This is a genomic window from Massilia sp. Leaf139 (genome assembly GCF_001424165.1).
Lineage (GTDB): Bacteria > Pseudomonadota > Gammaproteobacteria > Burkholderiales > Burkholderiaceae_D > Telluria.
The window spans coordinates 35,516-57,185 of sequence record NZ_LMOJ01000004.1 but is presented as its reverse complement, the minus strand read 5'-3'; the positions used below and the strand labels follow the sequence as shown (position 1 = coordinate 57,185).

The 21,670-nt window shown below is 63.6% G+C and carries 32 protein-coding genes and 1 pseudogene; 17 read left to right on the top strand and 16 right to left on the bottom strand.

Annotated features, from left to right (window positions below):
* The 16 genes and pseudogenes from ASF77_RS07835 to ASF77_RS25205 all read right to left on the bottom strand — a co-directional run.
* Positions 1-403, bottom strand: a 403-nt coding sequence (locus ASF77_RS07835) for a phage major capsid protein (RefSeq protein ID WP_156648795.1), incomplete at its 3' end; no start/stop codon positions are given.
* A 169-nt stretch (positions 404-572) separates the two neighbouring features.
* Positions 573-891: pseudogene (locus tag ASF77_RS25215) on the bottom strand (ATP-dependent Clp protease proteolytic subunit); the annotation flags it as partial.
* Position 892: 1 nt separating this feature from the next.
* Positions 893-1,368: head maturation protease, ClpP-related (locus ASF77_RS25210; protein ID WP_373961822.1), on the bottom strand; the 476-nt coding region annotated here is incomplete at its 3' end.
* On the bottom strand, positions 1,337-2,497 hold the full coding sequence (locus tag ASF77_RS07820; protein ID WP_056337254.1) for a phage portal protein: 1,161 nt from the start codon (positions 2,495-2,497) through the stop codon (positions 1,337-1,339). The genes ASF77_RS07820 and ASF77_RS25210, both read right to left, overlap by 32 nt.
* Before the next feature lie 81 nt (positions 2,498-2,578).
* Entirely contained in the window at positions 2,579-4,375 is a 1,797-nt protein-coding gene (locus ASF77_RS07815) for a terminase large subunit (protein WP_056337252.1), read from the bottom strand.
* Positions 4,311-4,631, bottom strand: coding sequence for a hypothetical protein (locus ASF77_RS07810; protein WP_056337247.1), 321 nt, complete (start codon positions 4,629-4,631; stop codon positions 4,311-4,313). Before ASF77_RS07810 ends, ASF77_RS07815 begins: the two co-directional genes overlap by 65 nt.
* A 183-nt stretch (positions 4,632-4,814) precedes the next feature.
* Entirely contained in the window at positions 4,815-5,066 is a 252-nt protein-coding gene (locus ASF77_RS07805) for an HNH endonuclease (protein WP_200934146.1), read from the bottom strand.
* A 214-nt stretch (positions 5,067-5,280) separates the two neighbouring features.
* Positions 5,281-5,490, bottom strand: a complete 210-nt coding sequence (locus tag ASF77_RS07800; RefSeq protein ID WP_056337241.1) for a hypothetical protein — start codon at positions 5,488-5,490, stop codon at positions 5,281-5,283.
* Positions 5,491-5,721: 231 nt separating this feature from the next.
* On the bottom strand, positions 5,722-5,988 hold the full coding sequence (locus tag ASF77_RS07795; RefSeq protein WP_056337238.1) for a hypothetical protein: 267 nt from the start codon (positions 5,986-5,988) through the stop codon (positions 5,722-5,724).
* Positions 5,989-6,166: 178 nt separating this feature from the next.
* Complete coding sequence (locus ASF77_RS07790) at positions 6,167-6,553, bottom strand: hypothetical protein (protein WP_056337235.1); 387 nt, start codon at positions 6,551-6,553, stop codon at positions 6,167-6,169.
* A gap of 100 nt (positions 6,554-6,653) precedes the next feature.
* Positions 6,654-7,082, bottom strand: a complete 429-nt coding sequence (locus ASF77_RS07785) for a RusA family crossover junction endodeoxyribonuclease (RefSeq protein ID WP_056337232.1) — start codon at positions 7,080-7,082, stop codon at positions 6,654-6,656.
* Positions 7,079-7,366 carry a hypothetical protein gene (locus ASF77_RS24145; protein WP_156648793.1) on the bottom strand — a complete coding sequence of 96 codons (288 nt, stop codon included), beginning with the start codon at positions 7,364-7,366 and terminating at the stop codon, positions 7,079-7,081. The genes ASF77_RS07785 and ASF77_RS24145 overlap by 4 nt, the downstream gene beginning before the upstream one ends.
* Positions 7,363-8,223, bottom strand: a complete 861-nt coding sequence (locus tag ASF77_RS07780; RefSeq protein ID WP_056337231.1) for a YdaU family protein — start codon at positions 8,221-8,223, stop codon at positions 7,363-7,365. Before ASF77_RS07780 ends, ASF77_RS24145 begins: the two co-directional genes overlap by 4 nt.
* Positions 8,220-9,092, bottom strand: a complete 873-nt coding sequence (locus ASF77_RS07775; protein WP_056337227.1) for a DNA adenine methylase — start codon at positions 9,090-9,092, stop codon at positions 8,220-8,222. The genes ASF77_RS07780 and ASF77_RS07775 overlap by 4 nt, the downstream gene beginning before the upstream one ends.
* Positions 9,089-9,685 (bottom strand): hypothetical protein, encoded by a 597-nt coding sequence (locus ASF77_RS07770; protein WP_156648792.1) that lies wholly within the window; start codon positions 9,683-9,685, stop codon positions 9,089-9,091. The genes ASF77_RS07775 and ASF77_RS07770 overlap by 4 nt, the downstream gene beginning before the upstream one ends.
* A gap of 20 nt (positions 9,686-9,705) precedes the next feature.
* Complete coding sequence (locus tag ASF77_RS25205) at positions 9,706-9,933, bottom strand: YdaS family helix-turn-helix protein (protein ID WP_082493649.1); 228 nt, start codon at positions 9,931-9,933, stop codon at positions 9,706-9,708.
* Between the two features lie 115 nt (positions 9,934-10,048).
* Here ASF77_RS25205 and ASF77_RS07765 point away from each other — a divergent pair, with 115 nt between their 5' ends.
* The 17 genes from ASF77_RS07765 to ASF77_RS07695 all read left to right on the top strand — a co-directional run bounded on the left by ASF77_RS07765 (position 10,049) and on the right by ASF77_RS07695 (position 21,645).
* A complete protein-coding gene (locus tag ASF77_RS07765) occupies positions 10,049-10,729 on the top strand; it encodes a S24 family peptidase (protein ID WP_056337222.1) in 681 nt (226 codons plus the stop codon).
* A complete protein-coding gene (locus ASF77_RS07760; RefSeq protein ID WP_056337221.1) occupies positions 10,726-11,151 on the top strand; it encodes a S24 family peptidase in 426 nt (141 codons plus the stop codon). The genes ASF77_RS07765 and ASF77_RS07760 overlap by 4 nt, the downstream gene beginning before the upstream one ends.
* A gap of 38 nt (positions 11,152-11,189) precedes the next feature.
* The gene (locus ASF77_RS24140; RefSeq protein ID WP_156648791.1) at positions 11,190-11,570 is read left to right on the top strand and encodes a hypothetical protein; all 381 of its coding nucleotides are present in this window, start codon (positions 11,190-11,192) and stop codon (positions 11,568-11,570) included.
* A gap of 47 nt (positions 11,571-11,617) precedes the next feature.
* Positions 11,618-11,842, top strand: a complete 225-nt coding sequence (locus ASF77_RS07755) for a hypothetical protein (RefSeq protein WP_056337219.1) — start codon at positions 11,618-11,620, stop codon at positions 11,840-11,842.
* Between the two features lie 162 nt (positions 11,843-12,004).
* On the top strand, positions 12,005-12,211 hold the full coding sequence (locus tag ASF77_RS07750; RefSeq protein ID WP_056337218.1) for a hypothetical protein: 207 nt from the start codon (positions 12,005-12,007) through the stop codon (positions 12,209-12,211).
* A gap of 2 nt (positions 12,212-12,213) precedes the next feature.
* Positions 12,214-12,561, top strand: a complete 348-nt coding sequence (locus ASF77_RS07745; protein ID WP_056337215.1) for a hypothetical protein — start codon at positions 12,214-12,216, stop codon at positions 12,559-12,561.
* Positions 12,562-12,971: 410 nt separating this feature from the next.
* Entirely contained in the window at positions 12,972-13,292 is a 321-nt protein-coding gene (locus ASF77_RS07740; RefSeq protein ID WP_056337213.1) for a hypothetical protein, read from the top strand.
* Positions 13,289-13,501: a hypothetical protein gene (locus tag ASF77_RS07735; RefSeq protein ID WP_056337211.1), complete on the top strand. Its 213-nt coding sequence runs from the start codon at positions 13,289-13,291 to the stop codon at positions 13,499-13,501. The genes ASF77_RS07740 and ASF77_RS07735 overlap by 4 nt, the downstream gene beginning before the upstream one ends.
* Positions 13,502-13,623: 122 nt before the next feature.
* On the top strand, positions 13,624-14,574 hold the full coding sequence (locus ASF77_RS07730; protein ID WP_056337209.1) for a recombinase RecT: 951 nt from the start codon (positions 13,624-13,626) through the stop codon (positions 14,572-14,574).
* A gap of 9 nt (positions 14,575-14,583) precedes the next feature.
* Entirely contained in the window at positions 14,584-16,284 is a 1,701-nt protein-coding gene (locus tag ASF77_RS07725) for a YqaJ viral recombinase family protein (protein ID WP_056337207.1), read from the top strand.
* Positions 16,284-16,526 (top strand): hypothetical protein, encoded by a 243-nt coding sequence (locus ASF77_RS07720; RefSeq protein WP_056337205.1) that lies wholly within the window; start codon positions 16,284-16,286, stop codon positions 16,524-16,526. Before ASF77_RS07725 ends, ASF77_RS07720 begins: the two co-directional genes overlap by 1 nt.
* 3 nt (positions 16,527-16,529) lie before the next feature.
* Positions 16,530-17,276, top strand: a complete 747-nt coding sequence (locus ASF77_RS07715; RefSeq protein ID WP_056337203.1) for a hypothetical protein — start codon at positions 16,530-16,532, stop codon at positions 17,274-17,276.
* A gap of 2 nt (positions 17,277-17,278) precedes the next feature.
* Positions 17,279-19,354, top strand: coding sequence for a DNA cytosine methyltransferase (locus tag ASF77_RS07710; protein ID WP_056337202.1), 2,076 nt, complete (start codon positions 17,279-17,281; stop codon positions 19,352-19,354).
* Positions 19,351-19,542 carry a hypothetical protein gene (locus tag ASF77_RS24135; RefSeq protein WP_156648790.1) on the top strand — a complete coding sequence of 64 codons (192 nt, stop codon included), beginning with the start codon at positions 19,351-19,353 and terminating at the stop codon, positions 19,540-19,542. The genes ASF77_RS07710 and ASF77_RS24135 overlap by 4 nt, the downstream gene beginning before the upstream one ends.
* A 2-nt stretch (positions 19,543-19,544) precedes the next feature.
* Positions 19,545-19,772 carry an excisionase gene (locus ASF77_RS24130; protein ID WP_229445321.1) on the top strand — a complete coding sequence of 76 codons (228 nt, stop codon included), beginning with the start codon at positions 19,545-19,547 and terminating at the stop codon, positions 19,770-19,772.
* A complete protein-coding gene (locus tag ASF77_RS07700; protein ID WP_162244839.1) occupies positions 19,751-20,935 on the top strand; it encodes a site-specific integrase in 1,185 nt (394 codons plus the stop codon). The genes ASF77_RS24130 and ASF77_RS07700 overlap by 22 nt, the downstream gene beginning before the upstream one ends.
* Before the next feature lie 320 nt (positions 20,936-21,255).
* Positions 21,256-21,645: a hypothetical protein gene (locus ASF77_RS07695; protein WP_056337196.1), complete on the top strand. Its 390-nt coding sequence runs from the start codon at positions 21,256-21,258 to the stop codon at positions 21,643-21,645.
* Positions 21,646-21,670: the final 25 nt, after the last annotated feature.

Below are 21,670 nucleotides of genomic sequence, written 5' to 3'. Positions count from 1 at the left end.
TTTCGATCAGYTGCTTGGCGACGTCGGTCTGGACGGTGTAGCCGCCCTGCGAGCCGGTACCGGTCGACATCGTGTTGCGAACTTGCTGCAGTTCCTCGGTCGACAGGGCCGACGGGCCGAAGCGCACCAGCTTCGCGAACATCTCGCGCCCCTTGGCCTCCGCCTTGTTTTCCGGCGCGCGGCGGAACTGCTCGACGTCGCTGTGGTCGTTCTCGACTTCCATCGCCATCACGCGCTCGACCGCCGCGATCTCGTTGTCGATCGCTTCGATTTCGTCGGAGCGTTTGTCGAAGATGGCCTGGTCTTCCTTGGTCCAGGTGCGGTCGCCCTTCTGGGCCAGCTGGTTGCGTGCTTCACGGGCGAGGTTCTGCTTCTGCTCGCGCAATGCTTGAATCGATTTCATCCGTTTTNGTCCAGGTGCGGTCGCCCTTCTGGGCCAGCTGGTTGCGTGCTTCACGGGCGAGGTTCTGCTTCTGCTCGCGCAATGCTTGAATCGATTTCATCCGTTTTCCTTGTATGACAGACGTAAAAAAAGCCGCTCGAGGCGGCGGTGACTGGATTGCGCGAGCGCGCTATCCGAGTTCGTGGATGCGCAGGCGGTTCATGTTCCGCTGGCGCAGCGCTTCCCAGGCCGAGTCGTCGGCGGCGGGCGCCGGCGGCTTCGGTGCATTGTTGTAGGCAGACAGATCCCACGAGTTTTTCGCCGCAGCTGCCTCGGCTACCGATCCGGCGAAGCCGTGCTCGACAGCCTGGTCGGCGTTGAACCAGGTCTCCGCGTCCATCCAGGCGGCAAGCTGCTCGCGCGGCTGGCCGGTGAGGCGCTCGTAGTCGTCGAGAATCGTGCCGTCGATCGTTTCGAGCAGCTCGGCGGTCTGGCGCAAGTCGGACTTGNAGCTGCTCGCGCGGCTGGCCGGTGAGGCGCTCGTAGTCGTCGAGAATCGTGCCGTCGATCGTTTCGAGCAGCTCGGCGGTCTGGCGCAAGTCGGACTTGTTCCCGTAGGCCATCGTCCATGCGTTGTGGATCATGTACAGCGCGCCCTTGGCGATCGTGATCGAAGCGCACGCAGCGGTGACGAAGGTGGCGGCGCTGGCCGCGACGCCCTCGATGACCGCGTGCACGTCGCCGTGCTGCGCGATCGCGGCGGCCATCGCCCGGCCGTCGAACACGTCACCCCCGGGGCAGTTCACGCGCAGGGTGACTTTCTTGCCCGCCATGCCGGCGAGCGCTTTATTGAAGTCGCTCGCACCGATGCCCCAGTACGGGTCGATGACGTCGTAGAGGAAGAGCGTGTCGGGCTCGTTCTCGGCCGCGATGCGCGCCGGCTCGCGCCGCGCGTTATTGCGGATCAGTTGCACCAGCTGTTTCATCGTCTTCCTTCGGTTCGGGTTTCGGTTTGGCCGGCGCCGCCGGGGTGTACAGCACATCGCCGCCAGCGATCGGCGGCAGGTTGAGGCTTGCGCGTACCTCGTTGATGGTCATATAGCCAGGGCCCTGCGATCCGCCGATCGCCTGGCGGTTGCGCTCTCCCTCCGCCTTGGTATCGCCCGCAAGCAGCGCGTCCATCTTGTGTTCGACGAAAGGCGAGGCGCGGCGGAACAGCTTGCGGTTCAACTCTTGCCGGATGCGGTTGATGTGCGGCTGCAGCGCCCAGCGGATAAAGCCGATAGAGAGCTGCTCGATGCCGGTGCCCCAGGAACTGGTGGTCTCTTGCGCGCCGATCATGTGCGGCGGCACGCCGAAGGCGCGGGCGATGTCGATCACCTGGAACTTGCGAGACTCGAGAAGTTGAGCGTCGCCAGCCGTCATGCTCATTTCGCGAATGTTTAGGCCTTCGGTCAGAACTAGGGGCAGGCCGCCATTGCCGACGCCGGCGTTCTTCGTCTTGTACGCGTTGCGCAGCATCTCGACCTGCTCCTCGTCCATCTCCTTGTCGGTGGTGATGACGTGCTTCGGCGCCGCGCCATTCGCGTAGAAGCTTCCCGACAGCGCGTCGGTGGCCAGCGCGATGCCGATCGACTGGAAGGCTGCATGAGCGATCACAGACATGCTTCGCGTGCCGTTAAAGCCGAAGCCCGGGAAGTGCAGCATGTCATCCTGGTGCAGCGTCCGCACGCCGCCCGTTTCGTCGGTCACAGTGTAGATCAGCGTGTCGTCGATGCGTCGTACGGCGACCAGGTCAGGATGGTGGGGCCGGAGGTTCTTCACGTCGGCGCCGCGGCGCACGATCTCGACGAAGCCGTCGCCGCGCAGGCAGATCGACTTCATGACCCATTCCCACATCGCCGCCGCCGTCCAGTTGCCGATCGGCTGCTCGTTCAGAAGCCACCACAATTCGGGATTGATGCTCTGACGCCCCGCTGGATCGTCTCGGAAGATCGCCACAGGGATGGAAGCGATCGCACCGCCTAGCAGCTGCACGGCCGCGAACACTGCGGACACTCGCATCGCGGTGTCTGGCGTGACGGCGAAGCCGCTGGTGGCCGAGACGCCGCCCAAGTGCGCGATAATCTGCGGGTCACCGGCCAGTGGGCTGTGGCGCCAACCGCGTCGAATAATTCCAGTTCCATATCTTCCTTATCAGAGCGTCACGAAGCCCTTCTTAACTTTCTTCGGCGGCTCGACAACTGCGCTCTGCATGACGCCGACCGCCATCAGGAGCGCGACCATGTCGTCGATCTTTTCTGGCGCTCGCTTCTTGTCAGGCGCCGTATTCATGTTCGGATCGGTGCGCGCGACCAGGTTTGATGCGCACCAGTTCAGCACCGGGTCACTGCCGTGCGCGAGATTGCCCTCGACGTAGGCCAGTTCCAACGCCTGCATGGCAGGGTGGTAGCTCTTGCCGCCCTGGATGAATTCCTGCAGCGGCACCTCTTCGGCCTGAAGCTTTTGAACCAGCTGCTTCGCGTTCCAGGAGTCGAAGCCAATCATCTGGATGTTGAAGCGCTCCTTCGCAGCCAGGATGCAGGACTGCACGGCGTCGTAGTCGGTGACCTCGGCGCCGGCTTCGATGAGGAACCCACCCTGCACCCACGCTTGGTACGGAACCAGGCCGCGCTCGGTGCGCCCGGCGACTGCGGCCGCCGGAACGAACCGCCAGCCGTGCGTGTACAGCACGCCGTTGACGTTCCAGACCAGCCGGAACGACGTTAGGTCGCGCGTGCTGGCCAAGTCGAGACCGCCCCAGCATGGGAACTGCCGCAGCCATTCCAGGTCGACCGCGCCCTTGCAGGCTTTCCATTTGACCAGGTTGACCCAGCCACCGGCTGCGGCGGATGGCCGGTTCAGCCGCTTGATCTTGAATTCAGCGTGGCGGCCTGGCATCGACTTCGCCTCGACCGCCTCCTTCCGGATCTCCTTCATCAGGAGAGGGTTTACCTCCATCAGGGGGTTCGCCTTGATCCACTTCGTTTCGTCGAAGTCGCCGTCTGCCTCGATGCCGGCCGACTTGTCCTCATCGTCCAGCGCGTAATACACCGCCAAGAAGTGGTCGGCCTCGACGACACCCTGCAGCAGCTGCTTGGCGAAGTGTCGTATCTCACCCCACGGGCCTGGGTTGGTATAGCCTTCGGTCGTGGTGTAGAGGAACAGCGGGTTCTTGCGCGCTCCGGCAGCCGACTTCAGGACGTTCAGCAGGTCGTGATTCTTGTGGGCGTGCACCTCGTCGATGCCGCAGTGCGACGGGTTCAGGCCGTCCTGCGTGCTGGCTTTGGCGTTAATCGGCTTGAACGTGCCACCCACCTCGTAGCGCGCAATCGCGTTCGCGAACGGATCGAGAGTGAAGGCTTCGCGCAGATCCGACACCAGCTCGACGATGCGCTTCGCGGTGTTGAACACGATGCGAGCCTGGGAGCCGGTCGTCGCCGCGCTGATCACCTGGGGGCCGTTCTCGGTCTCGCAGCAGAAGCAGTACAGCAGGATGGCCGAGCACAGGAACGACTTCGCGTTCTTCCGCGCCACGGCAAACAGCGCAGTGGTAAAGCGGCGCGTGCCGTCGTGGTTGCGGAATCCGAACAGGTTCACCACGAAGAAAATGTGCGACTCGTGCATGACGACCGTCGGCGTACCCCACTCGCCCTCGACATGCGGCAGCTTCTCGATAAAGTCGCATGGATCCCAGGCGTGCCAGGGGTCGAACGTAAAAGGTGCGTTCTTTCGCGTCGCTGTCGACGCTCCCTTCGCGTGATCGTAGCGTGCGCGCTTCAGATCGTTCAGGAATCGGGCCGCAGCCAGGCGCACCCAGCGCCCGAACCGCTTACCCTTCTTATCGGCCACGGCCGCCTTCGCGTAATCGATGGCGACCTGGACGTAATCACGCTGTTCCGGTGCGCTTGCCGTTTCTGGCGAACTTGTTCCCTTTGTCTTCTTCGCCACCATGCGGCTTTACCTTCCCCTGGGCCACCGGCGTCAGGCCGAAGTCGTTGATCATGCTCTGCAGCGTGCCGGCCATACTGGCCGTCGGCGCCTCGCCGGCCGCGTATAGCTGGACGATCTTCCCGTGCATTGCGCACAGGTGGGCGAGCGCGGACAGGCCGCCTTCCGTCAGCAGTTTGTTCGCGGTCAGAATCGGCGCCAGCCGGTTCCATTCCTTGACGGCGTGCGCGTTCGGCAGCCAGTCGGGCGCCTCGGGCACCTTGTCGAGAACCGGAAGTTCGACCGCTGGTGCCGGCGCCGCACGGCATGGAGCGTCGCCGCTTTCTTCGGTGGGCCTGGCATGTGTGTTCCTTCAAAAACCGTTTTTCCTATCCTGCACGTGCGAAATAAAAGGAACTCGGACGGTACCTAGCAACGGGGGCTTTGGACTTTTGACCACCCCCTACCCTTCGATCGGAAAGCCGTCGATACCGATGCGCACGGGCTTGTTCTTCGCCTTCCCCTGCTCTTCTTGGGTCTTCACGTCATGGCACGGCCGGCAGATTGCCTGCAAGTTGCTCGGGTGGTCGACCTGCTCCGACGTCCACCTGAGGCGCGCGGCGTTGGCCTTGCTGACGATGTGGTCGACCGCGTATGCAACGGTCACGCGCCCGTCCTTCTTGCACACCTGGCACAGGCCGCAGTCGCGCTCCATGATTCTGGTGCGCAGCTTGACCCACGCTGTGCCGTAGCCCCGCTCGTGTCGGCTCTTCGTGCCCCAGACCATCAGCTCGGCCGCGAGCAGAAGCCTGCAATACCTTCGGGCGAAAATACGGGCCAATCGCACCGTAGGCTGTACGACGTGCGCTCCATGAATTTCGCATGTGCGACGCGGATCCGGTGGCGGTACCAGGTGTCGAAGTCCATGGCTACTTCTCGCCGAAGCCGGGTACGTCGCGTTCCGTGGTGGTGCAGAAGCAGTGGATCCAGGCGATTGCGGCGAGAGCGATTACAGCCCACAAAACGCCGTACGCCCAACCGGGTGCCTGGATATGCTCGAGGAACAGCCACAGCAGCAGGCCGGGCCCGACAGGCGAACGTGTTGGCAGGGACGAAGCCTTGATCGCAACCTTCTTCATACGCACCTCAGGAATAAAAAAGCCCGGCGCTTGGCCGGGCGAAGGGGCTGCTGCTGAGACAGCCCTGGAGACATCTTGTGGCGGCCACGAGGGCCTCACGCGATCAGCGCTTGACCACACGGCGGGCGACTGGGTTCAACCGGTCGCGCCTGATCTTCGCGCCGACCTACTACCAGATGCCCGTCGTGTGGTGCCGCTGCTGTTCCCGGCTGGTCAGAGGCTGGGCCTCGGTTATCGGTAGTGCCGGCGGTTGCGCGCGATGCAGCGCTTCTTCGCCGCGGCGCGCTGCTGCTGGGCCATCGAGATACCGGCGCCCTTTCGGCCGTAGCGTGCTGGCGAGCTGATCGGCCAGCTGTTGAACAACCCGCGTGGGGTGCCCGATTCGGCTGGCGCGTGCGCGATCCTCGTCTGGGCCGCTGTGGCGGGCGCAATGCCAGTGCACGAGGCGAGAACCGCTGCGGCAGCGAAGGCGATCCGGCGGCCGATTGATCCGAGCATGTTTTCTCCTGGTGGTGGAAAGCAAAAAGCCCCGCGTCATTGCTGATCGCGGGGCTCTTGGATTCCCTCAGACGTGACTCCGGCTGCCATCAGGCAACCGGATACGCATCTTGAGAGATGGAAATAAATTGTCGGATGGAATTTACTGCTGAGTTTTCCTGCTGTCAAGAACTTTCGATTAGGCATCATGGAAAGTGTTGCGCGGCTCTGCTGCTTTCTCGACGGCGAGCTGCGCGGCCCGGAAGGCGGTGGTGAAAACGGTAACGGGTCGGTGGGCAATGCTGAGGCTGCGGCAGACCTCACCCGGATGCGCCTGCTTGATGTAGCACCACCAGATCATCATCCGGTGCTTCGTTTCGAGGGTACGCATCGCGAGTTCGATTACTTCGGCGTCAGCGTCGTCGAGGGCCCTCCGCTCGGGTGATCCGATTTCGCCCAGTGCCTCGCGGCGCAGCTGGTCGCAGAAAGCTCCCGTCGCGCTGATCCCGATGCGGTAGGTGTCCCGGTAGACTCGCGCCCAATTCTCCAGGCGCGAGCCGATGTCGCGGCGTTCGTAATCGGTCAAGGTTTTCCTTTCCGCGCGCGGTCGACCATGCCGGCGCCGATGAAGCGCCCGATCACGGCCCCGACCAGGGGTGAGCATGCGATCCAGACGGCGACGGCGGTCATGCTGCTTCTCCCAGCACCTCGACCACCTCGACGATTGCGCTCGGCGTCTCGCTATAACGCTTCTCGATCGTCATCCGCACCACCTGGGCATCGTCGCCCCACACGATGCCGTTGCAGCCGTCCTTGATCCCCTTGAGCACGTTGTCGGCGTCGGGCTTCTTCGTGGCGCAGATCGTCCCGGCGATGGCGGCCGCGCGGCGCTTGTTCGACCAGCTGGCCGGCACCTGCAGGTTGAGCACCAGCGACAGGGCCACCGGCTTCGTGCTCGGCAGCTTGCCAGACATGGCAGTGGTCGCGGCCAGCTTGACCAGGTTTTCGTAGCTGGCCGTCTTGGCCGGCGTGTACGCGACAACGTGCGCACCGCGGCGGGCGAACTTCGGGCGGCCTTTGGCCACTGGCTGGCCGGGAATGGTGAATGCGATCATCGTGCAGTTTCTCCTGTCGTTGTGGTTGCCCGGGCTGGCCGGGCTGGTTGTGCTGGTGCTTTCCGATCGCGCGGGAACTGGTCGCGGCTTACGGCCTTCTCGCGCTGCCTGGTCGCCCAGGTGCCGCGCTCGAGGAAGAGCACGCAGGGCTGTTCGACGTTGGTCGACAGCACTGGCTTCTCCCAGCCGCTGCAGTGGCCTGTGCGCTCTTGCGCCTCTTCCTTCGCCGAGGCGGCTGGCGGGAAGCGGTTGCACTTGCCGCATGGCTGGTGGTCGCGGTTCATGCGCCGTTGCCTTTGCGTCGGGCGAGCTCGGCGGCGTCGATACGGGCCTGGTACTCCTCGTAGCTCTCGTCGGTTCCCTTCGGATCCATGCCCTGGGGCTTGCGGATCGGGATCGGCGCCGGTGGGGTGCCAGGTGCTGCTGGCCGCGTGGCGCCGGCGGCGTTCAGGTCGGAGGCCTCCTTCGCCCAGCGTTCCAAGATGGCGAACACGTAGGCCGGGCCAATAGGTTCGTTCGGCTTCGAGCGCTTGGCCTGCTCGCATGCGGCCTTGACGGTCTCCGGCGTAACGCCCTGCGCTGCAATGGCCATCAGGCGAGGATCTCCCGGGTTCGACATGATCCCGAAGCCGCGCATCGCGATGCTGAGGGCGCCAACGGGGGTTGGTTCCTGCCCTTCCCCCGCGCCCAACTCCGGTTGAGTAGAGGCGCGGTGTGTAAGGTCTGGAGTCTGGAGTCTGGTGTCTGGTGTCTGGCTAAGGTTATTTTCGCTAACCGGATCAAAACCCAATGGGTTTCCAGTGGGTTTAGGATCGGTTTCCTTCCGTTTCGGCCTTCCGCCCTTTTTCCCGTTGGTTCGGTTCGCATCCGCTTGTGCGTTTGCTGCCTCGATTTCCTCTTCGCAGCGGTTCTGCGTCCACAGGCCGTCGACCAGCGTGAAGAACTCGTCGAGCACGTTGGCCAGCGCCTGCTGCTCGTCCTTTGACCTGGCGCCGATGAGACGCGCGGCCTTGTCCGCAGGGATGCCGGCCTCGCGTGTGTAGTAGACGTCCATCAGGCGCGCGTAGATGCCGTGCTCGAGCAGCGTCAGGTGGCCGGCTTTCTTGATGTAGTCGCCGATGTGGCGCTTGTAGAAGTTCACAGCATCACCTCGGCAAATAGACCGGTGCGATCGAGCGCACGTGATGCGGCGGGATTTAGCCACAGGCATTCGGTACGCATCGCTGTGCCACGGGCGGCCGAGATCCGTGCTTCCGTACTGGCCATGGCCCAGCCCTGCAGGGCGCCGAGATACATGGCGCTCGAGTAGCCGCTTAGCACGACCATGCCCTTCACGGCAAGCAGCTTTTCGAGCAGCTGGACGTGATCGGCATCCTTCATCTCGTAGTCGTAGTATCGGCCGTGCTTCGCGCCGACATTACGGGTGTCCATGACGTACGGCGGGTCGACGTAGAACAGCGTGTCCTCGGCGTCATGTTGCTCGATGATGCCCAAGGCCGGCCGGTTCTCGATCATGACGCCGGACAGACGCGCGCATACTCGAGCGAGCGATTCAGGGAAGCGCGCCCATAGCTGCTGCGCGGTGCCATGCTTACGCCTGGTATCGATGCGGAACCCAGTCGTGCCCTTCGTTGCTCCGGCGGAGCCGAAACCCATCTCGGCGCGCACCAGTGTGCGGCGCGCGCGCTCGATCGGGTCGTCCGTCGGCTCGTACGCAGCGTCGAATTCGTCGCGAGCGTATGGCGTGAGCAGCAGCAGCTGGATCAGGCGATCGCATTGGCCAGCGTCACGCAGCACGCGGAAGACGTTCACGATGTCGCCGTCGAGGTCGTTATAGACCTCGGCATAGGCGCGTTCCTTCTGCACCAGGACGCCGGCCGCGCCGCCGAAGGGTTCGACGTAGCAACGGTGAGGGGGAAAGTGTTTGATTACCCACGGCGCCAGGCGGAACTTGCCTCCGTGGTACCGCAGCACCGGGCGCGTTGGCGCGACGTCAATCGTGGTCGTCATACAACCGCCTTCGGCTCGGCGCTGCGACGCGCGATCTCGCACTGGATGTCACGCTTGGCGCCGGCGGCCGAGTCCTCAGCGTCCTGCAGCTCGCGGCATGCGGCCTTCAGCTGCTCGACGGTCGAGTCGGGCCCGAGGCTCAGCAGCGAGCTGATTGCCTCGGCGTCTTCCTTGACCATGCTGCGTACGTGCGGGGTGACGTCCAGAGCTGGCCGCGGCTCGGCCTCAACCAGGCGCAGCTCGACGCCGCGGCGCGCCAAGCGCATGTTCTCGAACTTCAGGTAGATGTCGATCGGGAAGGCAGCTTCGATCGAGGCTTCGAAGTTCGCCGGCAACAGGTTCCTGTCCTTGCTAACGTCGTCCAGCCAGCGGAAGATCCGCTCGGCGTTCACCTTCTGGCGCTCGTACGCGTCGGTGGTCGGCGGCTCGAAGCGGATGTCGGTCGTGGCCGGGCCGCCAATGCTCTCGTGGGCCTCGACGATCATCTGGCAGACGGTCTCGCGGCTCCAGCCTTCGCGCTTGCGCCATTCCTCCACGCACTCGCGGTACATGGCGATCCGGGTCTTCGTTGGGTTGTGTGGATTGCTCCGCATGCTATTTCCTTAACGCACTGTTACTGTGGCTGGGCTTCGACTGCAGGTGGGTCTCCGAAGACAGCTGGGTTCAGCTCGTAGCGAGTCACCTGGCCGCCGAGCGCGGCCTCAACCTCGCGGCATCGGTCGCCAGGGGCGAATCCTTGGGATGCCCACTTTTGGACAGCTTGCGGGGTCAGGCCCAGCATGGTGCCGAGAGCGGTCTGACTGCCTGCAAGGCGAATAGCTTTTGCGATTCCGGTTTCCATGATCCTGCCTAAGTTGTTGTCTACAACCGCAGGTTACAGTAAAGCGATCTCTTCTACAACTCAAAATTGCAGTGCGAATTACAACCTGCGCTTGTAAGATGACTGGATGGAAACTATGGCAAACCGGATCGAGAAATTTTTAGCTGCGAAGAATGGCGGCAACCAGTCTGAACTGGCGCGTTTCGTCGGCGTCACGCCGCAGGCGGTGCAGAAGTGGATTGCAGGGGTCTCGGAGCCGAAAGGCAAGAATCTTGAGCTGGCAGCGGAATTTCTTGGCATCTCGCCAGTGGAACTGAAATTCGGCCTAGAGGTCAGCGGCCCATATAAGCCGCTCTCCCCGCTCAGGGCCCCAGCGGAACTTGAAGAAGCTCCATCGATCGTGGCAACTCCACGCCTCATCCCGGTCGCAGGCCGCGTCCAGGCCGGCGCCGATGGCGTCATCCATATTGACGACACCCCCTTGGAGAGTCCAGAAGGTCACATGTTTTGGTATAGCTCGTGTATTGAGGCTTATGCGCTGCGAGTCCGCGGCGAAAGCATGAGTCCGCGTTATTTGCCTGGTGAGTTTGTTGGCGTCGACCCGTGCGCCGAGGTGCTTCCCAGCGACGAGGTTATTGTCCAGCTGGCTGACGGCCGCAGAATGATTAAGAGACTGCTATGGATGCGAGATGGGCAAAGCTGCTTTGAATCGGTGAACAAAGACCATCCGAACATCATCATCGACTGCTCGGATATTCAGGCACTTCACCTGGTGCTGGGGCATATTCCAAAAGCTGCATTCAGGCCGAGCGTATGACAGCAGTCTCAGCGCAGCGCGTAAAGCTTCGCTTGCGTGCCGGCGTCTCCGGCTTCGAAACTGAGCCCGATATGTCCGAAGGTGGAACCATGTCGGTGCCGGCCGCTGCGTTGGCAGCGATGCCGCAACACTCGCGCCAGTTGCTCGCGGTTCGTGTCCGCGATCGAGGCATGGAGCCGATGTTATTCGAAGATGACTGGATTGTGATCGACACCGGCGACACGGCGATCCGAAGCCGGGAGGTGTATGCAGTTAATTGGAACGGCGAGGCATGCGTGCAGCAGCTGGTGAAACGTGGTGCAGAGTGGTATCTCAGCTACGTGAATTCCGACTTTAAGCCGGTGAACACTCGCAGTGGACAATTGAGTGTCGTTGGCCGGGTGGTTTATCAGGCTGGGCGCACTCTTGCGGGAAAACTTTAATACTGAACGGCGTATCGCCTTATCTATTTGGAGTATCGATGAAACGCGCCTTTCTCTCACTCTGCTTAATTTTGGCTTTAGCTGGATGTGCAACACAAGATATTACCGCACTGCCGCAACTCAGCCGTGATGAGTCAGTAAAGACGTTCCAACAGCTCGGGTATGGCGAATGGATTCAAAATCCCTTTGTCCGTAAAGAAGCGATATGCGGTGCGGAGAAGGTAAATATACCTTTGTCAGACTTGCGCCTTGCAGCTTTCTCATTGCGACAGTCGAGGTTGACGTTAGCGGTAACCACGTGGGGCGTATGTGGCGGGAACTATATATTCCATCTGAAAGACTTGGAGGATGCCCGTCGACTCGTCGCGGCCGCCAACTCCCTTGGTGCCAAAGTAGATAATTTTTTCGCTGCGGATTGAAGGACGCGCAACGGCACGCCAATATGCCGACCTAAGGAGAAAGTCTCATGCTTGAAGAAACAGATAGCTTCATCGCCGTGGCCGAAGATGGTTCCACCTGTACAATCATCGAACTCACCAAGATGATCGCGCATCGTGCTCTGTCAGGAACCAAGATGATCCCTGGCGCGCGCGAGTACCAAACTTCCTCTGGCCGGCACATCAATCCGCTTGGCGGCGACGTTTTCGAGGATGTGCTTACGAACAAGCGCTACACGCGCCAGCCGGACTAGATCAAAACTTTCTGCCGCAAAGACGCCCCGCATGCCGGGGCTTTTTTTCGCCGGTAGTTACAACTTTTATTTGCACTACGGTTGAACTTGCTGTAACCTGTGGTTGTAGTTAGTTGAAACGAGAAGCGGCCCAAGCAGTTGGCCCTACAACCGGGAGAGCAGATGCGCACCACCCCTACACCATCCCTCAAGCTCCATGAGCACCGCTTCATGGTCAGCCCCTGCGGGTTCAAGTCCGACCACTTCCACGTGAGCGAGATCGCCATCAAGGCGCCGAGCTGGACGGATTGCACCGACATGACCGACACCCAGGTCAGCGAGCTGATGGTACGCCGCATGGCTGAGTCGAACGTCCCGGAGGCCGCGTAACCATGGCCCTCCACGACCCAATCACCTACGAACAGAAGCGCGCCGAGCGCCTCGGTCAGCTCACCGACGAAGCGGCCGACGCTATCACCCAGGCACTGGCCGCCGGCCTGCCGAAGACGATGCAGCTGATCGACGAAGCACTGGCCGAGTACCTCCAGGATGACCAGGCGCGCGCCGAGCTGCTGCGCAAGACCGCCGCCGGCGGCAACCCGTTCACGAAGGTGCTGGCCGGCCTGATCCGCGTCGAGGCCGAGCAGCGCGCCGAGGAAGAGCTGCAGCGCATCGAAGCCGACGCCCGCGAGGACGACGACCAGGCGCGGATCGACTTGGCCATCTGGCACCGAACCTGACCACCGAAGCGCCGCGCCCCGGAGCACAACGCGCGGATAGCCCTGATCTCGGGTGAAGAAATAGAGGGAGTGGGATTCTCAAATGCCCTGGCGGCCTGGAACAGACAGGCACCACACAGAAGCAGCGGCGCGACTCCGAGAAAGCGCACGGAATGACGGGGAACGCTGTGCACGGCGCCCGTCAGGAAGAGGGGCTCCAGCAATCGGAAGGCTGGAGGCTGCTTCTGTGTGGTACCGGCGGCGCCGCCAAGCGCCTGCACCGCTGTCTGAAGTATCGGCGGCCCGTCGGCCACCACTCGCTAGCCTGATTGCGCATAGGCCCGCGACGAGCGCGGTTAGAGCTCGCCACCCGGTGAAAGGCCGGGGCCAATAACGAAGCCGGCCGGGCCGGCGCCAACCAGGAGAGCAGGATGGGAACGAAGCATACGCCGACGCCATGGCGCGTCACCGACGGCACGAATATCAAAGACGACTGCCGTCCGATTTCTGAGCACGGAGTTTTGATCGCGGGTGCTCACGGCTACAACGGTAGCGGCTTCTTCCCGTCCGATGAAGAGGCCGCGGCCAACGCCACCTTCATCGTCCGCGCCTGCAACGCGCACGAGGAGCTGGTCAAGGCGCTGCGCGTGATCAAGACGCAATCCATCGGCGACGACTGGACGGCAGAGCAGGCCATGGCCTTCGTCAAGCAGCATGCCGCTGATGCCCTGGCCGCTGTGGAGGCCCCATGACCGCCGCCGCCATCCGCGCCCCGCGCCGCGCCCTGCGCAAGCTGCTCAAGCCGCTGGCCCTGCTGCTGACCACTATCCGCCTGGAGCAGTCCGAGCTCGAGCTGACCCGCCTGCAGATCCTCCGTGCCGACCTGGCCGAAGCCGAGGGCGCCATGCATCTGCACCAGGTTCGGCTGATGCAAGACCGCCGCGCGGTGGAGGGCTGGTGATGCTGCGCTTCGTCGTCCACCAGTACCGCCACGCCTGCCGCTCCGGCTTCGGTCGCCGCAAGGCGATCACCCGCGCAATCCGCGCATACAAAAACGGCTTTTAACCCCGAGAGGATCCACCCATGAATCAAGTAGTCGCCAGCCCGGCCAAGAGCCTCAGTACATTCCTGGACAAATATAAAGGTCAAATTGCCAACGCCCTGCCGAAGCACATCAGCCCGGATCGCATGGTGCGCCTGACCATGACCGCGTTCAGCCAGAACGCCGCGCTGCAGAAGTGTGACCTGAACAGCATCTTCGGCTCGGTCGTCGTCGCGTCGCAGCTGGGCCTCGAGATCGGCGTCGGCGGTCAGGGCTACCTCGTGCCGTACGGCGGCAAGGCGCAATTCGTCCCGGGCTGGCAAGGTCTGGTCGACCTGGTCTCGCGCGCCGGACGCGCCACGGTCTGGACCGGGGCCGTCTACGTCGGCGACGAGTTCGACTGGGCGCTGGGTGATGCACCGTACGTCAAGCACCGCCCTGGCGCCGGCGGCGACAGCTACCGGGACATCACGCACGTCTATGCCATCGGCCGCGTTAACGGCAGCCAGTTCCCGGTCATCGAGGTCTGGACGATGGACAAGGTGATCAAGCACCTGAACAAGTTCAACAAGGTCGGCGCGCGCCACTACGCCCTGGAGAAGAACGGACAGAACATGGAGATGTACGCCCGCAAGGTGGTGCTGCTCCAGGTGCTCAAGTACATGCCGAAATCGATCGAGGTTCAGCGCGCCATGGACGTGGCCACCGCGGTCGATGCGAACAAGCCGTTCACGATCGACGGCGACATGGTCGTTGTGGACGATCGTGATGACGATCAGAGCACGGTCGATCAGGCCACGGGCGAAGTCGTCGGCGCCGGTCTCCCTGCGTGCAGCGACGAAGAGTTCACGAAGAACACCGCGGCCTGGCGCAAGACCATCCTCGACAAGAAGAAGACACCGGCGGAACTGATCGCCTTCATCGAAACGCGCACCGTGCTGACTGAGAACCAGAAGCTGACCATCGACAGCTGGTCGCACGAAGGCGAATAAGGAGCCGCCATGCAAATCCATAACCTCAAACAAGGCTCGCCAGCTTGGCATGCCTACCGGGCCACCCACCGCAACGCCAGCGACGCCCCCGCAATGATGGGCTGCTCGCCATACCGCAGCCGCAGCGAGCTGTTGCACGCGTGCCATACCGGCGCTGCACCGGAGGTCGACGCTGCCACCCAGGCACGTTTCGATGACGGCCACCGCTTCGAGGCGCTGGCCCGGCCCCGCGCCGAGCAGCTGGTCGGAGAGGATCTGTATCCGGTCACCGGCTCGCTCGGCAACCTGTCGGCGTCGTTCGACGGCATCACCATGGCGGGCGATGTGGCGTGGGAACACAAGACGCTGAACGACGAGATCCGCGCATGCGAGTCCGCCGACCAGCTCGGCCGCCACTATCAGGTGCAGATGGAACAGCAGCTGCTGGTGTCCGGCGCCGAACGCTGTCTGTTCCTCGCCACGAAGTGGGACAACAACGACAACCTGGTCGACGAGCGCCACTTCTGGTACGAGCCGAATGAAGCGCTACGCGCCGAGATCATCGCAGGTTGGAACCAGTTTGAGTCCGACTTGGCCGCGTACGAACCGCGCCAATACGCACCGAAGCCTGAGGCCGAAGCCATCATGGCCCTGCCCGCCCTGGTCATCCAGATCCGCGGTGAAGTGGCGACCAGCAACCTGCCCGCCTTCCAGGCCAAGGCGGAGCGCTTCATCGCCAGCATCAAAACCGACCTGGTCACCGACCAGGACTTCGCTGACGCCGAAGCGACGGTGAAATTTTGCGAGAAGGCCGAAGGCGACCTGGCGCAAGCCAAGCGGGCCGCGCTCGAGCAGACCGTCGACATCGCCGACCTGATGCGCACCATCGACCTGATCAGCGAGCAGCTGCGCGCCAAACGCCTGACGCTGTCGAAGACCGTGACGACCAAGAAGGAACAGATCAAGGCCGAGATCCTGCACAAGGTGAAGCTGGTCTTCGCCGAGTACGTCGCCGCGCTCGAGCAGGAGATCGCACCGCTGCGCCTGGTGTTCCAGTCCCGCGACTTCGCCGGCGCCATGAAGAACAAGCGCACGCTGGCCACGCTGCAGGATGCGGTCGACACCGAGCTGGCCAACGCGAAGATCACCGTCGACGCGATCGCCAAGGCCGTGCGCGGCCGCCTGACCTGGTACCGCGAGCACGCCGCCGGCTTCGAGTTCCTGTTCGCCGACCTGCAGTCGATCATCCAGAAGGCCGACGAAGACTTCCAGCTAGTCGTGAACGCGCGGATCGGCAACCACAAGCGCATCGAGGCGGAGAAGGCCGAGCAGGCACGCCAGCAGCAGGAAGCGGCCAGGGCGCGCGCCGAGGCAGCCGCACGCCAGGCCGAGGAGGACGCCCGCGAGCAGGCGGCAGCGCTGGCCCAGACCAACGCAGAGGCCGCGGCGCGCGCAGCAGCGGCCCAGCCCGCACCAACCGCGCCGGCCGCCCAGGTAATGCCGATCGCTACAGCACGCCCGGCCGCCGCCGGCGCCGCGCCGACCCTACGCCTGGGCCAGATCGCCGAGCGCCTTGGCTTCGCCTTGACCGCCGACTTCTTGGCGTCCCTGGGCTTCGCCGCCGCCGGCCGCGACCGCGCCGCGGTGCTGTACCACGAGGCGGACTTCCCCTCGATGTGCTCCGCGCTGATCCGCCGTATCGCAGCGGCCGGCCAGGCGAAGGCCGCGTAATGACCGGCCAGCGCGCATGCCTCTGGACAGTCCAGCGCTGCCGCGAGCGCGCCTTCCAGCAGTTCCTCGGCGTCGACGGCGAGCAGGCCGCCGCGATCCGGGTGAAGGAGCTGTGCGAGGTGAGCTCGCGCAGGGAGCTGGATCAGGACGAGGCGGCGCGCGGCCGGTGGAACGAACGAATCCGCCAGCGATACCAGCAGTACCTGCAAGACCCAAGAAATCAAACCACCCTGGAGAAATAGAGAATGAACGCCACCACGAAACAAGCTGCTGAAGCAATCACGAAAGCCACCCTCAAGCGCAACGAGAATGGCTACGGCGCCCTGCCCGGTTTCGAAGACTTCCACGTACCGACAGAAGGTCTTAAGCCCGGTGCCGTGGTGAATGGCAACGAGATCGCAATCGTCGAGCTCTGCGACGACAAGAACGCAAAGGAAGTCGCCGCTTTTTGGCTCGGCGGTGGCGCCGACATCAGCCCTTGGGTGCCAGCTGCGCCTGAAGGCGATGGTTGGACGCTCGCCGCCGTGGCCGAAAGCGACCAAGGCCCGATCGCGGTCTTCGCCCGCCCCGGCGTGCACGGTGTCCTCGACGGCAAGGCGTTCGCGCAAGAGTTCCTGCTCGGCGCCATGATCAAGGCCGCGACCAAACACCTGAAGACCTTGTCGAAGCCGTGGATCGATATGAAGGAAGGCGAGCAGAAGAGCGTGCTGGCCACCGTGCACCGGGATTGCCGCGAGGCCGTGCGCGACGCGGTCGACATCATCGCCAGCAATGCGCGCCTGACCTTCCAGGCCAACGTCGACCAGGTCGTGTTCAAGGACGGCGTGAAGGCGGTGCTGACGCTGGCCAAGGGCGACTGGGCGCACAGCCTGGCAGACGCCGAGGGCGGCTACGTGACGATCGTCATCGAGGAGCGTTCGAAGCTGCTGTCGGAAGGCGACGCCCTGGACGTCGAGCCGGATCAGAAGTCGCTCCTGGGCGAGGCGGCCTGATCATGAAGCGCGACCTCATGACCATGCAGCTCGACCTGGGCAGCGAGCTCATCATCGACAACTTCGCCGGCGGCGGCGGGACGAGCACGGGTCTTGAAGCCGCGTTCGGCCGCCCGGTCGACATCGCGATCAATCACGACCCGGAAGCGCTGGCCATGCACGCCATCAACCATCCGTACACGAAGCATCTGTGCGAGAGCGTGTGGGACGTCGACCCAATCGAGGTCACCGGCAACCAGCCGGTCGGCCTGGTCTGGCTGTCGCCCGACTGCAAGCACTTCAGCAAGGCCAAAGGCGGCAAGCCAGTCGAGAAGAAGATACGCGGGCTGGCTTGGGTAACGCTGCGCTGGGCGGCGAAGTGCAAGCCGCGCGTGATCATGCTGGAGAACGTTGAGGAATTCAAAACGTGGGGCCCGCTGATCTGCGATGAGCACGGCAACTGGAAGCCTGACCCAGCCAAGAAGGGCAAAACCTTCGACAGCTTCGTGCGCCAGCTGCAGGGCCACGGCTACAAGGTCGAGCACCGCGAGCTGCGCGCCAGCGACCACGCGACACCGACGATCCGCAAGCGCTTCTTCCTCGTGGCGCGGCGCGACGGCTTGCCGATCCAGTGGCCAACGGCGACGCACGGCGCGCCGGACTCGCCAGGCGTCCGCGCCGGCAAGCTGCAGCCGTATCGCACCGCGGCGGAGTGCATCGACTGGTCGTTGCCGTGCCCATCGATCTTCGACCGCAAGAAGCCGCTGGCCGAGGCGACGCTGCGTCGCATCGCCAAGGGCATCATGCGCTACGTGGTCGACGCGGCCGAGCCGTTTATCGTGGGCCAGGGCGGCCCGATCTACGCTGGCAAGCCGGTTACGGCGAACCAGCCGTTCGGCACCTTGACCACTGAGAACCACCGCGCCGTTGTCCTGCCGTCCATCGTACCGGTCACGCACCAGGGCAGCGATCGTAGCGAATCCGTGCTCGAACCGTTCCGCACCATTACCGGCGCGCAGCGTGGCGAGAAGGCGCTGGCCGTGGCCACAATGGTGCAGACCGGCTACGGGGAGCGGGAGGGCCAGGCGCCGCGCGCGCTCGACATCGAAAAGCCGCTCGGCACCGTCGTCGCAGGTTCGGCCAAGGCGGCATTGGTAACTGCTTTCCTGAATGAGCATGCGAACGCGAGCAACCAGCGCGTCATGCCAGCGGACGCACCGCTGCGCACAGTCTGCGCCCAGGTCAAGGGAGGGCACTTCGGCCTGGTCTCGGCCACGCTGGTGGACGCCGCGCACGGGGAGATATCTCCGACCGGAGTCAAACGCTGGGGCACTGGTGCGAAGCCGGTAGACGAACCTCTCGGAACGGTGACCGCCAGCGGCAACAAGGCACTCGGCGTCGCATTCCTCGCGAAGCACTACACCGGCGTCGTCGGCTCCGACCTGGCCGACCCGATCGGCACCGTGACCAGCTGCGACCATCACAGCTTGGTGGCGGCCCACATCTCGCCGTACTACAGCGACAAGCGTCCGACAGATGCGCGCGGCCAGTTGCCAGGTGAGCCGATCAACACGATCACGACCGAGAACCGGCACGCTGTCGTGGCCAGCAGCCTGGTGAAGCTGGGCGGCACCAGCACCGCTGCCGGCTCCGACGAGCCCCTGCACACGATCAGTGCTGGTGGCCAGCATCACGCCGAGGTGCGCGCCTTCCTGCTGGCCTATTACGGTACCGATCAGGATCAGGCGCCCGGCACGCCGCTTGCAACCGTCACCAGCCGCGATCGTTTCGGCCTAGTCACCATCAGCGGTCAGGACTACGAAATCGTCGACATCGGCCTGCGCATGCTGGCGCCGCACGAGCTGTACCGCGCGCAGGGTTTCCCGGAGCACTACGTCATCGACGAGATTCCCGATCCGGCGCTGCTGTTCCGCGACGGTGCCCAGGTCGCGGCCGACCCACTGTCGCTGCCCCGCGTGCGCCTGACGAAGTCGGCCCAGGTGCGCATGTGCGGCAACAGCGTTTGCCCGCCGCTGTCGGAAGCCTTGATCCGCGCGAACTTCGCACACGAGCGAGAAATCGCACGGGAGGCAGCGTGATCGCCCGCGGCCCTGACCGCCGCTGGCGCGCGCGCTCGCCGGAGCAGCTGCTGCCCGAGCGCCGCGACGGCCTCGACCGGCGCGCCATGCGCAGCCAGCCGGTACCGCCGTCGGCAATACGAATTGGGTATGGAGAGACGCCGCCGCGCGCTGAGCGCCGGCGCTTCCCGGAATCAGGAATGGAATAGATATGCAAACGACAAACGCGAAGGAGAGCAAGATGGGCAGCTTAGCAATACACGTAGAATGGGTGCTGTTGCCTATGTTCTGCGCCCTCACCGGCTACACCGAGAAGGCCGTGCGTAGGAAGATCGAGGACGGAGTGTGGCTGCAAAGCAAGCACTTCCGCAAGGCGCCAGACGGCCGGATCACGATGAACGTTCAGGAGTATTACAAGTGGGTCGAACAGGCGGCGTAGAACTGCGGGAGCGGAGCATTCGCATCCGCTTCGAGTACCGGGGCAAGCAGCGGAAGGAGACGCTGTACATCGGCGACGAGCCGATGGCCCCGACGCCGGCAAACGCCAAGTACGCGAAGCGCCTGGTCGCGGAGATCCGGCAGAAGATCGACAACGGCACGTTCGAATATGCGGAGTACTTCCCGAAATCGCCGCACGCGGACGAGCCGGAGGAAGGCGTGCCGATGTTGCACCAGGTGATGGACAAATGGATCGAGGTCTTCGATGGGAAGGCATCGACTCGGGGCCAGTACAGCAAGCGGCTGGAAAGTTTCTGGAAGAAAGCACTGAAGGATCGCCCGATCGGCGAGGTCAGCTATTCCGACATCCTCACGGCGCTGAACGGCGGCACATGGAAGAGCGGAAAGAGCCGCAACAACGAGCTGTCCCTGATCAACGGCGTGTTCGAGTTCGCGCGCCTGGACAAGCTGATCAAGGACAACCCATGCGCGGAGGTGAAGCGCGCCGGGTACCAGAAGCCGGCCCCCGATCCATTCGACCTTGGCGAGGTGAACGCGATCCTCGGCCATCTGCGTGAGCACCGATCCGAGCAGATCCTGAATTTCGTGCAGCTGATGTTCTTCACCGGACTGCGCACGTCCGAGGGGATCGCGCTGCGCTGGGCGGACATCGACTTCCGGAAGAAGGAAGTGCTGATCGACGGCGCCAACGTGTATGACGAGGAAGCCGACACGACGAAGACCTACGAGTCGCGCGTGGTGAAGTTGAACGGGATGGCGGTCGAAGCGCTGCAGCGGCAGAAGGCGCACACCTACCTGGCCGGCGCCCACGTCTTCCACGACCCGAAGACCGGCGAGCCCTGGACGTACGTTAAAATCACGGACGTTCGGTCGTTCTGGCAGGCTACGCTGAAGAAGCTGGGCATCAGATACCGGCGGCCATACAGCATGCGCCACACGTACGCGACGATGGGCCTGATGAGCGGCGTGAAGCCGGGCTTCATGGCCGGCCAGCTGGGGCACAGCCTGCGGATGTTCTTCACGGTGTACGCCAAATGGATCACCGGCGCCGACGACGATCGGGAGATGGACAAGTTGGAGCGCGCGATATCGGCGTCCGGGGAATTTCCCGGGGAAACCGAGGGGAAATCGAGGGCATTGTAGGGGTTGCTCTCCTATGAGGCACTCCCCTCCCCTCCCCCTGTTTACCCTACGTTAGAGGTTCATAGCCTACCGGGGGTTCGAATCCCCCTCTCTCCGCCAGAATACAAATGAAAAAAGCCACCCGGGGGGTGGCTTTTTTCATTTGTGGCGGAGAGAGGGGGATTCGAAGGGCTGGGCACCAGCCCTCTTCGAATCTACTGACTGCCGTCGCCCAAGGGGCGACGGCCCCGCGCGCCGAGGGCGCCCCCCCTCCCTCCATATTCTGGTTATATTGCCAAGACAATCTCGACAGCGCTAATAACAACACCAGGAGAACCGCAATGGAAGCAACCCACATGCTGCAAATCGCGACTTACCTCTTCACCCTCACCGCCCTCGGCGGCATCGTCATGGCCTGGATCCGCTTCAGCGCGGCCAAAAATCCTCCCTCCTGGCTCGCCATGGCCCACGGCTTTCTCGCCGCCGCCGGCGTCACCCTGCTCGCCTACGCGGTGCTGGTACTGAAGGCCCCCGGCATGGCCTTTCTGTCGCTGCTGCTGTTCCTGGGCGGCTCCATCGGCGGCATCGTCCTGAATTTGTATTACCACCTAAAAAACGTTCCGCTACCGAAGAGCATCGTGGTGGCGCACGCGGTCATCTCGGTCATCGCCTTCGTCCTCCTGGCCATGGCGGCGTTCATGATCGATGCCCCGATGCCTGGTACTCTCTAAACAATCGTTGAACTCCACCGCCGGT

Bases quoted from the DNA above. Each gene is read 5' to 3' on its own strand.
- ASF77_RS07815 (WP_056337252.1), bottom strand. From the start codon at position 4,375: ATGGTGGCGAAGAAGACAAAGGGAACAAGTTCGCCAGAAACGGCAAGC.
- ASF77_RS07805 (WP_200934146.1), bottom strand. From the start codon at position 5,066: ATGGAGCGCGACTGCGGCCTGTGCCAGGTGTGCAAGAAGGACGGGCGC.
- ASF77_RS07800 (WP_056337241.1), bottom strand. From the start codon at position 5,490: ATGAAGAAGGTTGCGATCAAGGCTTCGTCCCTGCCAACACGTTCGCCT.
- ASF77_RS07795 (WP_056337238.1), bottom strand. From the start codon at position 5,988: ATGCTCGGATCAATCGGCCGCCGGATCGCCTTCGCTGCCGCAGCGGTT.
- ASF77_RS07785 (WP_056337232.1), bottom strand. From the start codon at position 7,082: ATGATCGCATTCACCATTCCCGGCCAGCCAGTGGCCAAAGGCCGCCCG.
- ASF77_RS24145 (WP_156648793.1), bottom strand. From the start codon at position 7,366: ATGAACCGCGACCACCAGCCATGCGGCAAGTGCAACCGCTTCCCGCCA.
- ASF77_RS07775 (WP_056337227.1), bottom strand. From the start codon at position 9,092: ATGACGACCACGATTGACGTCGCGCCAACGCGCCCGGTGCTGCGGTAC.
- ASF77_RS07770 (WP_156648792.1), bottom strand. From the start codon at position 9,685: ATGCGGAGCAATCCACACAACCCAACGAAGACCCGGATCGCCATGTAC.
- ASF77_RS25205 (WP_082493649.1), bottom strand. From the start codon at position 9,933: ATGGAAACCGGAATCGCAAAAGCTATTCGCCTTGCAGGCAGTCAGACC.
- ASF77_RS07765 (WP_056337222.1), top strand. From the start codon at position 10,049: ATGGCAAACCGGATCGAGAAATTTTTAGCTGCGAAGAATGGCGGCAAC.
- ASF77_RS07760 (WP_056337221.1), top strand. From the start codon at position 10,726: ATGACAGCAGTCTCAGCGCAGCGCGTAAAGCTTCGCTTGCGTGCCGGC.
- ASF77_RS24140 (WP_156648791.1), top strand. From the start codon at position 11,190: ATGAAACGCGCCTTTCTCTCACTCTGCTTAATTTTGGCTTTAGCTGGA.
- ASF77_RS07755 (WP_056337219.1), top strand. From the start codon at position 11,618: ATGCTTGAAGAAACAGATAGCTTCATCGCCGTGGCCGAAGATGGTTCC.
- ASF77_RS07750 (WP_056337218.1), top strand. From the start codon at position 12,005: ATGCGCACCACCCCTACACCATCCCTCAAGCTCCATGAGCACCGCTTC.
- ASF77_RS07745 (WP_056337215.1), top strand. From the start codon at position 12,214: ATGGCCCTCCACGACCCAATCACCTACGAACAGAAGCGCGCCGAGCGC.
- ASF77_RS07740 (WP_056337213.1), top strand. From the start codon at position 12,972: ATGGGAACGAAGCATACGCCGACGCCATGGCGCGTCACCGACGGCACG.
- ASF77_RS07735 (WP_056337211.1), top strand. From the start codon at position 13,289: ATGACCGCCGCCGCCATCCGCGCCCCGCGCCGCGCCCTGCGCAAGCTG.
- ASF77_RS07730 (WP_056337209.1), top strand. From the start codon at position 13,624: ATGAATCAAGTAGTCGCCAGCCCGGCCAAGAGCCTCAGTACATTCCTG.
- ASF77_RS07725 (WP_056337207.1), top strand. From the start codon at position 14,584: ATGCAAATCCATAACCTCAAACAAGGCTCGCCAGCTTGGCATGCCTAC.
- ASF77_RS07720 (WP_056337205.1), top strand. From the start codon at position 16,284: ATGACCGGCCAGCGCGCATGCCTCTGGACAGTCCAGCGCTGCCGCGAG.
- ASF77_RS07715 (WP_056337203.1), top strand. From the start codon at position 16,530: ATGAACGCCACCACGAAACAAGCTGCTGAAGCAATCACGAAAGCCACC.
- ASF77_RS07710 (WP_056337202.1), top strand. From the start codon at position 17,279: ATGAAGCGCGACCTCATGACCATGCAGCTCGACCTGGGCAGCGAGCTC.
- ASF77_RS24130 (WP_229445321.1), top strand. From the start codon at position 19,545: ATGCAAACGACAAACGCGAAGGAGAGCAAGATGGGCAGCTTAGCAATA.
- ASF77_RS07695 (WP_056337196.1), top strand. From the start codon at position 21,256: ATGGAAGCAACCCACATGCTGCAAATCGCGACTTACCTCTTCACCCTC.